Here is an 11,854-nt window from a genome sequence, read left to right on the forward strand (position 1 = left end):
GCAAAATTTATTCGAAACGGTAGGCAAGTCGGACCTTTCACCCAGAAAGATCGCAGAACTTTCCTCTATGATCCGCTTCACATCGCAACATCCCTGGCCCTGGCGAAGATTGCATCCAACATGTGAGCTGTGACACGCCCGGTGAAGGTGTTCTGCTGGCTTGGGTGATAACACCCGATCAGCGTGAGCTCTTCCGCCCCCCGCGTGACCGCCACCTCCACCCCGTGCCCGAACGGCGCCCGCCGCTGCGGCAGCTCGTATCCGACCTCCTTGAGCGCCCCCCATGCCGCCTGCCAGGCGAAAGACCCCAGTGCGACCACCACCTTGAGCCCTCCGGCGACAAGTGCGAGCTCCCGCAGGAGCCACGGCGCGCAGGTGGAACGCTCCTGCGGCAGGGGCTTGTTGGCCGGCGGCGCACAGCGCACGGCGGCCGCCACCCTGGCCCCGATCAGCCGCTGCCCGTCCCCCGCCCGCACGCTGGTGTCCTGGGCCGCGAGCCCCACCCGGTGCAAGGAGGCGAACAACCAGTCCCCACTGCGATCTCCGGTGAAAATTCTCCCCGTACGGTTACCCCCATGTGCCGCCGGCGCCAGCCCCACCAGAAGAATGCGCGGATTTTCCTCCCCCCACCCCGGAACCGGCCGCCCCCAGTAGACCTCGTCGGCGAAGGCCCTCCGCTTGACGTCCGCGACCTCCTCCCGCCACTCCACCAGGCGGGGACACGCCCGGCACACAGACTGCCGCGCGGTCAACTCCGCGAGAGTACGGCTGCCGCCGGCCAGCTCGGCCACCTCCCGCGCGTCGCGGGCGACGGGGGTGCTCGGCGAGGCGGGATCCTCGGGCCAGCCGGTGCCCGGCAGTACATAGCTCATCCTCCGATCCTGCCAAGACCGGCCGGGGCCCACCAACGCGAAGATGGGCGGCGCCAGAAGGCACCGCCCATCCCATGTCATGCGTGTCTATCCGTACTCACTTTCCCGCCGGGCACGGCCCGGGGTCAGGCGAGCTTAGCGAGGCGTCTCGCACTCCACCTTGGCGGTGGCGGCGTTCGACTCGACGTACTTCGGCGAGTGGATACGCAGCTTGCGCCACACGTTGGAGCTCGTGCTCACCGGCTCGTCGGCGACGCTCTTGGTGCTCGAGCCCCAGCCGGAGAAGTCCAGCTCGCGAATCGGACCGGTGTAGTTCTCGCCGATCCACTGGTAGGAGACCTTGCCGGAGCCGTTGTGCGTGATGCTGCCGGTGAAGGTGCGGGTCGCCGGGCAGGAGCCCTTGTAGTCGGCGGGGGCGCTCACGCTGGCCGACACGTCGTTGGACGAACCCTCACACTTGACCGAGTAGTACTCGCGGTCGGAGACGACCCGCTTGTAGTGCGGGTGGTCGACCTCAAGCGAGACCCAGCCCCTGTCGCTGGCGGACGGCTTGAAGGAGTACTGCAGCTTGGTCCACTCGTCCGCGCGGGCCGAGCCCGAGTCGACGACGTCGCCGTTCTTGAGCCAGCGGTACGTGACCCACTCGGTCCCGCCGTACACCCGGACGGTGCCGGTGAAACCGATCTTGGGCTGGGTCGGAGTACACGGACCGGAGTAGCCACCCTGGTCGGCGGACAGGCTGACCTCGACGCGGTCCTTACCGTAATCCGGGTCGTCCGCCTCACAGGTCACGCTGTAGTACCCCCGCTTGGAGGTCACCTTGCGCGGCGCCACGACCTGCAGGGCATACCAGCCCTCGGAGTCCCCGGTGAACTTGGCGGTCTTGCGGAGGGTGTAGGACTTGGTGGTGCCCTTGCCCCTCGCGGTGAACGAACGCACGGCGCTCTTGCTGCCGTCGTCGTAGATCCAGCGGTACTGGACCTTGGCCTTGCCCTTCAGCTTGAGCTTGACCGTTGAGGAGAAGGTGACCTTCTTAGGGCACTCGCCCTCGTAATTCCTGGGAGATGCTTTCGGCGTGCCCACCTTGACGATGGGCTTGCTCTTGGCACTTGCGCTCGCCGCGGCTGCGGGGGCGGAGAGCACACCGGCGACCATGGACGCAGCCATGGTCACACCTGCACCAAGGGCGAATACACGCCGCAGTGCTGAGGACTTCATGTAATCCCCTGTTCCGTGAGGTAACTGCTTCGAGACGGTTGCCGCCCCAGCACTGCTGTGCCGGGCCCCACGGCAAAGCCTCACTTAAAGCGTCATTACCTAAGCACGGAAGGGGTTTAATGATCAATACTCACACATGGCGACAAAGTTCCCATATCGTGACATTTCACCCAAGGGACCAGGCGATCCCGTCGAGAATGTCATGCTCACTCACCACGACCCGGTCAAACCCAAACCTGGTCACGATTTGATTAAGAATCATGGCTCCGGCGCCGATGACATCGACCCGGCCGGGGTGCATGACGGAGATCGCGGCCCTCTCCGCGTGTGTCATCGCGATCAGCCGCTCGGTGACCTCGCGCACCTCGCCCGCCGAGATCACAGCGTGGTGCAGCCGCTCGGCGTCGTATTCCTGCAGCTCAAGGGCGATGCCCGCCACTGTGGTGACCGATCCGGCGAGCCCGACCAGCGTGCGCGCCTCCCCCACCGGCACATGCGCGGCGACCTGGTCGAGCGCCGCGTCAATGTCCGCGGCCACCGCCGCCACGGCCTCCGCCGGCGGCGGGTCACCCGCGGCCTTCAGGTGGCGCTCGGTCAGCCGCACACACCCGATGTCCACCGACAACGCGCCGTCCACGTCGCCTGCCCCCACGACGAACTCCGTGGACCCGCCGCCGATGTCCACCACGAGGTACGGCGAAGGCGCGGGAACCCCGGCCGCGACCAGATCTTTCGTGGCCCCGACGAAGGACAGCCGTGCCTCCTCGGCCCCGGTGACAACCTCGGGCTCCACCCCGAAGATCTCCTTGACCCCCGCGACGAACTCGTCGCGGTTGGCGGCGTCGCGGGTCGCGCTGGTGGCGACCACACGCACGGCTTCCGCGTCGTGCTGGGCGATCACCTTGGCGTAGTCGCGCATCGCGGTGAACGTGCGGTCAAGCGCCTCGGCGGCCAGGCGGCCGGTGCGGTCGACGCCCTGGCCGAGCCGTACGATCTCCATGCGCCGGGAGAGCTCGGTCAGGCCGTCACCCTCGATGTCCGCCACCAGCAAGCGCACCGAGTTGGTGCCGCAGTCGATCGCCGCCACGCGCTTCACGTTGTCGCCTCCAGGCTTCGTCGTCTGTCTCAAGCTCCTCTTCAAGAGGAGGGGCCGGGCTCGGATTCGGTGTCGGCGGACACGCACGGGCCGTCCGCCCACCACTCCGGCAGCAGGTCGAGCGCTTCCCGCCCGAACGGGTTGACGCCCGGCACCGCGAGCTCGTGCCCGACCAGCGCGTGCAGGCACTTGACCCGGGTGGGCATGCCTCCGGTGCTCTGCATGTCGCGGGGCAGCGGCTCGACGCCCTCAAGGGCGGCGGCCTTGTCCCTGCGGGCGATGTAGTCGTCGTGGGCGGCCTGATAGGCCGCGGCCAGCTCGGGGTCGCCGGCGATGCGCTCCTGCATCTCCCGCATCAGGCCCGATCCTTCGAGGGTGCCGATGGCGGAGGCGGCCTTGGGACAGGTGAGGTAGTAGAGCGTGGGGAACGGCGATCCGTCGGGCAGCCGGGGCGAGGTCTCGACCACGTCGGGCAGCCCGCAGGGGCAACGATGGGCGACCGCCCGCAGCCCGCGCGGCGGCCGGCCGAGCTGCCGCTCGACCGCTGTCACGTCCTTGCTATCCACTTCCACCTTCGGACTCTCCGGTTTGAGCTTTGCGGCCTGTGCCCTTGTCGGCCGCCTCGATCGACTCCCACAGCGTTTGATACCACGGCGCCTTCTCGATCTCGCGCACCTGACCGGCTCCGGCCGGTCCCGGCCGCGCGCCGTCGTCGCGGACGACGTAGCACTTCTCCGGCGCGGGCCCGCAATAATGCAGCCTGCGCCTGGCCTCGCGCTTGAGGTAGCTCGGGTCCTGCAACTGCAGGTTGCGCCGCTCATGGGTGTTGAGCTCGCTGAGGGCGTCGTTCCGCTGCTGCTGGAGCTCGGCGATCTGCCGCCTTTGGGCGATGTATTCGCGCACAGGATAGGCCAGGCTCATCGCGATGGCGCAGACCACCAGGGCCAGCACCGCGGCCCGGCCGGTCAACTGCGGTCGCTTGCTCATGGCTCCGGTGCCCCCTCACAGCCGCCGCCGTCCCGGGGGAGCGGTGCTCCCCCGAGGGCGTGTATGTCTACGGCGAAGCCGTGCGGACCCCTGGCACGCGGCCAGATGCCGCACTCCTCCCCATATAAGACGCCTCCCCATATAAGACGCCGAACCACATCCCACCTTCAAGGCGACTCGCGCAGCGCACCCCAATCGATCGGGATCCAACCACGCGAGCACCTTGGGCCGGGCCGGGCCGGGGACGGCGACCGGCGCTGCCGCGGCTAGCGCTGGAAGCGCGGGAACGCCGCGCGACCGGCGTAACGCGCCGCGTCGTCGAGCAGCTCCTCGATGCGCAGCAGCTGGTTGTATTTCGCCACGCGGTCGGACCTCGCCGGGGCACCCGTCTTGATCTGGCCGCAGTTGACCGCCACCGCGAGGTCGGCGATCGTCGTGTCCTCGGTCTCGCCCGAGCGGTGGCTCATCATGCAGCGGTAGCCCGACCGGTGAGCCAGCTCGACGGCGTCGAGGGTCTCGGTGAGCGTGCCGATCTGGTTGACCTTGACCAGCAGCGCGTTGGCCGCACCGTCGGCGATGCCGCGCGCGAGCCGCTCGGGGTTGGTGACGAACAGGTCGTCGCCGACGATCTGCACCTTGCCGCCGAGGGCCGAGGTGATGGACTTCCAGCCGGTCCAGTCGTCCTCGTCCAGCGGGTCCTCGATGGAGACCAGCGGGTAGGAGTCGACCAGGTCGGCGTAGAAGGCGATCAGCGCGTCGGCGTCGATGCCCTTGCCGTCGATCGTGTAGACGCCGTCCTTGTGGAACTCGGTCGCGGCCACGTCGAGGGCGAGCGCGATGTCCTCACCGGGGACGTAGCCCGCCTTCTCGATCGCGACGAGGATCAGGTCGAGCGCGTCGCGGTTGCTCGGCAGGCTGGGGGCGAAACCACCCTCGTCGCCGAGGCCCGTGGCATAGCCCTTGCCCTTGAGCACACTCTTGAGCGCGTGGTAGGTCTCGGTGCCCATGCGCACGGCCTCGGAGAACGTCGTCGCGCCGATCGGCGCGATCATGAACTCCTGGATGTCGACGTTGCTGTCGGCGTGCGCGCCGCCGTTGAGGATGTTCATCATCGGCACGGGCAGCAGGTGCGCGTTGGGGCCGCCGAGGTAGCGGAACAACGGCAGGTCGGCGCTCTCCGCCGCGGCCTTGGCGACCGCGAGCGACACCCCGAGGATGGCGTTGGCGCCGAGACGCGCCTTGTTGGGGGTGTTGTCGAGATCGATCATGATCTGGTCGAGGATGCGCTGCTCCTCGGCGTCCAGGCCGATGATCTCGTCGGCGATCTCGTCGGTGACGCCGAGCACGGCCTTCTCGACGCCCTTGCCGCCGTAGCGCTCGTCACCGTCCCGGAGCTCCACGGCCTCGAACTGGCCCGTGGAAGCACCACTCGGCACGGCGGCACGGCCGGTGCTGTGGTCGTCGAGCAGAACCTCGACCTCGACCGTGGGGTTGCCTCGGGAGTCGAGGATCTCACGGGCGGTAACGGCCTCGATGGAAGCCACGGAGTGCTCCTGTCGCAGTCTCAGCCTGGGAGACCCAGGCCCTGGCGGGCGGTTTGCCACCGCAGCCTATCGGCCTTCGGTGGCACGTCGATCGGCGGACCACGGCCCTCCCCCGCGGAGCGGGAGGAGCTGCCTCAACCCGCTTCGGGCTCCCCCGACTCCCACTCGCGCACCCGCTCGCGATAGACGCGGGCGGCGGCGCGCAGCTCGGTTTCTGGGTCGAGTCCGGCGGCTCGCGCACGGCGTACAAGCTCGAAAAGCTCATGGCCGAGGCCGTGGGCGACATCCTGCGCCAGAGCTGCGGGCGCCCCCGCGCGCTCGGCGCGGCCAAGCATCTGGGCGGCGAGCGACAGGGCCGGCTGACCGGCCGGAACACCGTCGAGCACTGAGCCGCGCCCCTTGGCGGCCCGCTCGGCGGCCTTGATCGCGTCCCAGTTGGCGGCGACCTCATCGGCGCCGGACACGCTGACCGAGCCGAACACGTGCGGGTGGCGGCGTCTCAGCTTGGCCACGATGACGTCGGCCACGTCGTCGAGGTCGAACCCGTCGTCGCGCTCCGCGGCGACCCGGGCGTGGAAGACCACCTGGAACATCAGGTCGCCGAGCTCCTCGCGCAGCTCGGCCTCGTCGCCGCCCTCGATCGTCTCCAGCACCTCATATGCCTCCTCGACGAGGTATGGCACAAGCGAGGCGTGCGTCTGCTTCGCATCCCAGGGACACTCCCGCCGCAGCCGGTCCATCACCCCGACGAGGTCGAGCATCCGCGCCCCCGGAAGGTCGTAGGAGCCCGGCAGCATCTCGATCGCCGGCGGATCGTCCATGGCGAGGGCCGCGTGCCCGACGGCGCGCATCAGGTCCTCCTCGCCCTCAGGCATGGCCAGCCAGACGACCTCGCCCGCGGCGGCCTCACCGAGCAGGGCCGCCGGGCGCGGCTCGACGACCTCGACCTCGACACCGGCCTCCGCGAGGTAGGGCAGGAGCGGATGGTCGCCCGAGCCGGTGAGCACCCGGCCCGAGCGCAGCACGCTCCACGCCCGGTGGCTGAGCAGCCCGGGGGCCACCCGGGGCGAGGTTGTGACGACGATCAGGGACATGGATCAGGACTTCGGCTGGGGCGCGACGCTGAAGCGGCCGGCGTCGACGAAACCGCGCTGCGGGTCCAGGGTGCCGAAACGCGGGTTGAACGTGATCTTGACTGCCTCAAGGTCCTTGGCGACCTGGGCCTGGCCCTTCTGGAGTGCGGCCTCGTCGGTGCCTCCGCCGTATTTCGCGAGTAGCTTGTTGGCGCCGAGGGAGATCTCGACGAAACGCCTGTTCTCCGAGGGCGGCACCACACGCTGGAGCAGCACCTGCTCGACCTGCTGCGGGCCACCCTGCGCGCCGATGAAGGCGTCGATCTCGCCGGGCGTCACCGAGACGCCGGCCTTCTTGAGCACCTGGGAGAACTGGCTCATCTGCGCGAGCTGCAGCAGGACGCCGTCCTTGACCGAGGGGACCTGGGGCTGTTGCGCGGCCTTGGCGGCGGCGGCCTCGAACTCGGTGACCTTGTCCGTCAGCTCGTTCATCGAGACGCGCTGGTCACCCACGATCACGGCGGCGCCGGCCTGCACCGGAGCGCAGCCCGCAACCGCCAGCCCGGCCAGCGCGGCCCCCAGAGCGATTCGCATCGACTTCACTAACGTTCCCTTCCGATCAAGGCGGTCTATTTCACGATCGGTTCGAGGAAGAGGGCCTCGACCAGATCACCGCACCATTTGAGCAGGTCCAGGTCGCGCAGGGGTTGTCCGCCCAGCGGTTTCGTCTTCGGCACGGGCACCAGGAGGGTGTCGAGCGCACTCTTGTAGAGGGCACTCTTGTAGAGCCGCTGGAGCCGCACCTGCTGAGACTCGCGCAACTTCGCCGGGGCGAACTTGATCTGCTGCCCCTGGAGTGTGACATCGGTGAGTCCCGCCTTGCGGGCCCGCACCCGGAAACGCGCGACCTCCAGCAGATTGTCGACCGGCACCGGCGGCCTGCCGTAGCGGTCGGTCAGCTCCTCGCGCACCGCGGCGAGATCGTCCTGCGAGGCGACGAGCGCGATGCGGCGGTAGGCCTCCAGGCGCAGCCGCTCGGAGGTCACGTAGTCGTGCGGGATGTGGGCGTTGACCGGCAGCTCCACCTTGACGTCTGGCCGCTCCTCGGCGACCTCCTCGCCGTTGAGCTTGGCCTTCTGCTCCTGCACGGCCTCGGCCATCATGCGCACATAGAGATCGAAGCCGACGCCCGCGATGTGGCCCGACTGCTCGGCCCCGAGGATGTTGCCGGCGCCGCGGATCTCCAGGTCCTTCATCGCGACATACATGCCTGCGCCCATCTCGGTGTGCTGGGCGATCGTGGCGAGGCGCTCGTGGGCCGTCTCGGTGAGCGGCTTCTCCGGCGGGTAGAGGAAGTAGGCATAGCCGCGCTCCCGGCCGCGGCCCACGCGGCCGCGAAGCTGGTGGAGCTGGGACAGGCCGTAATTGTCGGCGCGGTCCACGATCAGCGTGTTGGCGTTGGGCACGTCGAGGCCCGACTCGACGATCGTGGTGGACACGAGCACGTCGAACTCGCGCTCCCAGAAGTCCACCATGATCTTCTCAAGCTGGTTTTCGTTCATGCGGCCGTGCGCCACGGCGATCTTGGCCTCGGGCACCAGCTCGGCGAGCCTGGCCGCCACCTTGTTGATCGAGGCCACCCGGTTGTGGACGAAGAACACCTGGCCGTCCCGCATCAGCTCGCGGCGCACCGCGGCGGAGATCTGCTTCTCGTCGTAGGGGCCGACGAAGGTGAGGATCGGGTGCCGCTCCTCGGGCGGGGTGAGGATCGTCGACATCTCCCGGATGCCGGTCAGGCCCATCTCCAGCGTGCGCGGGATCGGCGTCGCCGACATGGCGAGCACGTCGACCTGCGTGCGCAGGTGCTTCATGGCCTCCTTGTGCTCGACGCCGAACCGCTGCTCCTCGTCGATGATGATGAGCCCGAGGTCGCGGAAGCGGACCTCCGGCGAGAGCAGACGGTGGGTGCCGATGACCGCGTCGACCGCACCGGCGCGCAGCCCCTCCAGGGTCTCCTTCACCTCGGCGTCGGTCTGGAACCGGGACACGGCCTTGACGGTGACCGGGAAACTCGCGAACCGCTCGCCGAACGTGGACATGTGCTGCTGCACAAGCAGCGTCGTCGGCACCAGCACCGCCACCTGCTTGCCGTCCTGCACCGCCTTGAACGCCGCCCGCACCGCGATCTCGGTCTTGCCGTAGCCGACGTCGCCGCAGACCAGGCGGTCCATCGGGACGGCACGCTCCATGTCCTGCTTGACCTCGTCGATGGCGGCGAGCTGATCGCCGGTCTCGGCGTAGGGGAAGGCGTCCTCCATCTCGCGCTGCCAAGGGGTGTCGGCCCCGAAGGGGTGGCCGGGGGAGGCCATGCGGGCGCTGTAGAGCCGGATGAGCTCCCCGGCGATCTCCTTGACCGCCTTCTTCGCCCGCGACTTGGCCTTCGCCCAGTCGGCACCGCCCATGCGGTTGAGCGTCGGGGCCTCGCCGCCGACATAGCGGGTGACCTCGTCGAGTGTGTCGGTCGGCACGTAGAGCCTGTCGCCCTTGGCGTATTCGATCACGAGGTATTCGCGGGTGGCGCCCTGCACTGTGCGCTGCGCCATCTCGATGTAGCGGCCCACGCCGTGCTGCTCGTGCACGACGTGGTCGCCCACCTTGAGCTGGAGCGGGTCGACCACGTTGCGCCGCCGCGCGGGCAGGCGGCGCATGTCCTTCGTCGAGGCCTTCTGGCCGACGAGGTCGAGGTGGGTCAGCACGGCCAGCGAGCCGGTGACGAAACCGTGCTCAAGGCGGCCCCGCGTGACGTGCACGACCCTCGCGCCCGGGGCCACGTCGAGCTCGGGCACCAGCCGCGCCGGCACGTCGACGCCCTTAAGCAGCTCCACCATGCGCTCGGCCGGGCCGGGGCCCTCACTGAGCAGCACGATCGCCCGGCCGTCGCCGAGCCAGCCCTTGATGTCGCCGAGCGCGCGCTGGGTGTCGCCGCGGTAGGACTCGGCCTCGTGGGCCTTGAGCCGCAGCCCCTCGGCGAGGTCGGCGAACGGCGCGATCGTCCACCACGGCTGGCCGAGCGCCCCGGCGTGCTCGCGGACCTCCTCAAGCGAGCGGAACGCCGCCGCGCCGAGGTCGATCGGGGCGGCGCCGCCGGCCGCCGCGTTGATCCACGACGCCTCCAGGAACTCCTGGCTCGTGCGCACCAGCTCCTCGGCCCGGCCGCGGATGCGCTCGGGGTCGCACACGAACACCGCGGCCCCTGCGGGCAGGTGGTCGATCAGCAGGTCCATCTCGCCGGCGAGGACAGGGGCGAACGCCTCCATGCCCTCCACCGGCACACCGTCGGCGAGCTGGTCGAGGATCTCCGCCAGCGCCGGGTGGGCCTCGGCCAGCTCTCGTGCGCGCCGGCGCACGTCGTCGGTGAGGAGCAGCTCGCGGCAGGGCGCGGCGAACAGGCCGTCGGCGGCGACCTCGAGTGACCGCTGGTCGGCCACCTTGAACCAGCGGACCTCCTCGATGGAGTCGCCCCAGAACTCAAGGCGCAGCGGGTGCTCCTCCGTGGGCGGGAACACGTCGAGCAGGCCGCCGCGCACGGCGACCTCACCGCGCTTTTCCACCATGTCGACGCGGTGGTAGCCGTTGACCACGAGGCGCGACACGACATCGTCGAGGTCGGCGTCATCGCCGGCCCGCAGACGCACCGGGTGCAGGTCGCCGAGCCCGGCGACGATGGGCTGGAGCAACGCGCGCACCGGGGCCACCACCACATGCAGCGGCCCGGCCGTGGCGTCGCCCTCAATCGGGTGGGCGAGGCGGCGCAGCACCGCGAGGCGCTGGCCGACGGTGTCGCTGCGCGGCGACAGCCGCTCGTGCGGCAGCGTCTCCCACGCGGGGAAGACCGCGACGGTGCCCGGGTCGAGCAGGTCGGTGAGCCCGGCGACGAGGTCCTCGGCCTCCCTGCCGGTCGCGGTCACGGCGAGCACGGGGCGAGGGCCGGCCGCACCGCCGTGCCGGGACAGCGCGGCCACGGCGAAGGGCCGCAGAGAGGCGGGCGCCACCAGCGCGACATCGGTGCCATCACCGGCGCGCACGGCTTCGAGCAGGGGCCCCAACCCCGCATCGGCCACGACAGGTGTAAGAAGTCCGGAAAGGGTCATTTTGAAACGCCCACAGCCCCACGACGGCGACAACGAAGACCCCGGAACACGAACATCGCCGGGGTACTCCCCAAGGCTACTTGCACCAGAGCCCTCCCTCGCGAGGACCCATGCGCGATATCCACTACCGATCGCGCATGTCTGACTACGCTGGGTCACATGTCTGAGGTTTGGTCGATCGCCGCCAAAGGCGAAATTTTCCGGCAGCGCTTGCGCGAACACCGCACAGAGCAGCTAGGCAGACGGCTCGACATCCTCGTGGCCGGGCTGGGCGGGCACGGACAATCCCTCTCCGAGCGCGCCGAAGACCGCGTGAGCGGCGTCGACGAGGACCACCCTCCCCTGCGGGAGCGGATCGCCGCCGACGAGAACCTGGCGCACTGGGCCCTCGGCGACCTGCGCTCAGTGCCTATCCCGCCGCGCTCGTTCGACATCGTGCACGCGGCCTTCCTGCTAGAGCGCATCCACCACACCGAACTGGTCCTCGACCGCATACTGAACGGCTTGCGCCCGGGAGGCCTGATCTTCGTGCGCATGCGCGACCGCGACTCGGCCTACGGGTTCTGCGCCCGGGTCGCGCCCTTCTGGCTGCGGCGGCTGCTGTGGCCGAGGTTCGCGCCCAAGGGGGCGGTGGGGCCGCTGCCGGCGGTCTACGAGCCGATCACCGCCCGTGAGGGCATGCGCACCTACTGCCTGACCCGCGGCCTGCTGGTCACCGACGAACTCACCGCCGTCGGCGGCCCCGCCCTGCACGGCAGGCGGGCCGGCACCGCGCGGGCCATGTGCCTGCTGGCGCATAAGTTGTCACGGGGGCGGCTCTCGCTCGAACATGACGAGATCGTGATGGTGATCCGCAAACCGCAAGACCACTTCGCCCGTCTCATCTGAGATGGCACATGCGGGCTTAAATCAC

The 11,854-nt window shown here is 69.5% G+C and carries 10 protein-coding genes; 1 reads left to right on the forward strand and 9 read right to left on the reverse strand.

Going from position 1 to position 11,854, the window contains the following annotated elements; translation table 11 throughout:
• Positions 1-77: 77 nt before the first annotated feature.
• From Ssi02_RS16965 to mfd, 9 genes are all read right to left on the reverse strand, one after another.
• Entirely contained in the window at positions 78-872 is a 795-nt protein-coding gene (locus Ssi02_RS16965) for a uracil-DNA glycosylase (protein WP_204026522.1), read from the reverse strand.
• 135 nt (positions 873-1,007) lie between these two features.
• Positions 1,008-2,039, reverse strand: coding sequence for a hypothetical protein (locus Ssi02_RS16970; RefSeq protein WP_204026525.1), 1,032 nt, complete (start codon positions 2,037-2,039; stop codon positions 1,008-1,010).
• A gap of 217 nt (positions 2,040-2,256) precedes the next feature.
• Positions 2,257-3,186, reverse strand: coding sequence for a Ppx/GppA phosphatase family protein (locus Ssi02_RS16975; protein WP_204026668.1), 930 nt, complete (start codon positions 3,184-3,186; stop codon positions 2,257-2,259).
• Positions 3,187-3,227: 41 nt separating this feature from the next.
• Positions 3,228-3,752: a DUF501 domain-containing protein gene (locus tag Ssi02_RS16980; RefSeq protein WP_204026527.1), complete on the reverse strand. Its 525-nt coding sequence runs from the start codon at positions 3,750-3,752 to the stop codon at positions 3,228-3,230.
• Positions 3,745-4,173, reverse strand: a complete 429-nt coding sequence (locus Ssi02_RS16985; RefSeq protein WP_204026529.1) for an FtsB family cell division protein — start codon at positions 4,171-4,173, stop codon at positions 3,745-3,747. Before Ssi02_RS16985 ends, Ssi02_RS16980 begins: the two co-directional genes overlap by 8 nt.
• 266 nt (positions 4,174-4,439) lie before the next feature.
• Positions 4,440-5,717: a phosphopyruvate hydratase gene (gene eno / locus Ssi02_RS16990; protein WP_204026531.1), complete on the reverse strand. Its 1,278-nt coding sequence runs from the start codon at positions 5,715-5,717 to the stop codon at positions 4,440-4,442.
• 134 nt (positions 5,718-5,851) lie between these two features.
• Positions 5,852-6,811, reverse strand: a complete 960-nt coding sequence (locus tag Ssi02_RS16995) for a nucleoside triphosphate pyrophosphohydrolase (RefSeq protein WP_204026533.1) — start codon at positions 6,809-6,811, stop codon at positions 5,852-5,854.
• A gap of 3 nt (positions 6,812-6,814) precedes the next feature.
• Positions 6,815-7,393, reverse strand: a complete 579-nt coding sequence (locus Ssi02_RS17000) for a hypothetical protein (protein ID WP_204026535.1) — start codon at positions 7,391-7,393, stop codon at positions 6,815-6,817.
• 26 nt (positions 7,394-7,419) lie between these two features.
• A complete protein-coding gene (gene mfd / locus Ssi02_RS17005) occupies positions 7,420-10,941 on the reverse strand; it encodes a transcription-repair coupling factor (RefSeq protein WP_204026537.1) in 3,522 nt (1,173 codons plus the stop codon).
• 159 nt (positions 10,942-11,100) lie between these two features.
• On the opposite strand from mfd, the gene Ssi02_RS17010 reads away from it, so the two are divergent.
• Positions 11,101-11,829 (forward strand): class I SAM-dependent methyltransferase, encoded by a 729-nt coding sequence (locus Ssi02_RS17010; protein ID WP_204026539.1) that lies wholly within the window; start codon positions 11,101-11,103, stop codon positions 11,827-11,829.
• Positions 11,830-11,854 lie beyond the last annotated feature (25 nt).

Source organism: Sinosporangium siamense (assembly GCF_016863435.1).
In the GTDB taxonomy this organism is placed as follows: Bacteria; Actinomycetota; Actinomycetes; order Streptosporangiales; family Streptosporangiaceae; genus Sinosporangium; species Sinosporangium siamense.